Consider the following 749-nt stretch of genomic DNA (forward strand, 5'->3'; position numbering starts at 1 on the left):
ATGCACTGGCAGGGGATCAACGCGAATATCATGTCCCTAGGTGGTATTGCGATTGCTGTTGGCGCCATGGTCGATGCAGCGGTGGTGATGATCGAAAATGCTCACAAACATTTAGAACGATGGCATGAAAAACATCCCGGGTTAAAGCTTGAAGGTGAAAGTCGCTGGAAGGTGATTGGTGATTCTGCCGTCGAGGTGGGCCCCGCGCTATTCTTTTCTTTGCTGATTATTACGTTGTCTTTTATCCCTATTTTCACCTTAGAAGCTCAGGAAGGCCGACTGTTTTCACCGCTGGCATTTACTAAGACTTATGCGATGGCTGCAGCAGCGGGTCTTGCTGTAACACTTATTCCGGTCCTAATGGGCTACCTCATTCGGGGCAAAATTCCCGCAGAAAAAGCGAATCCGTTGAACCGCTTTTTAATTGCTTTATATCGACCTGTATTGGCAGGCGTACTGAAGTTTCCAAAGATGACCTTAGTGGTCGCCAGCGCATTGTTACTGACAAGTTTATGGCCTTTACAACATATCGGCAGTGAGTTTATGCCGCCTCTGGACGAAGGGGATCTGCTTTACATGCCCAGTGCTTTACCCAGTCTATCTGCCGGTAAAGTAGCCGAATTGTTACAGCAGACTAATCGAATGATCAAAAGCGTGCCGGAGGTAAAAACCGTCTATGGCAAAGCCGGACGTGCGGATACGGCAACTGATCCTGCGCCACTGGTTATGTTTGAAACTACCATTCAGTT

At 48.1% G+C, this 749-nt stretch carries 1 protein-coding gene; it reads left to right on the forward strand.

What is annotated here, in order from left to right; translation table 11 throughout:
* On the forward strand, nt 1-749 hold a 749-nt coding region (locus B3182_RS00015; protein WP_292751061.1), incomplete at both ends, for an efflux RND transporter permease subunit.

Source organism: Methylophaga sp. UBA4204 (assembly GCF_002379485.1).
In the GTDB taxonomy this organism is placed as follows: domain Bacteria; phylum Pseudomonadota; class Gammaproteobacteria; order Nitrosococcales; family Methylophagaceae; genus Methylophaga.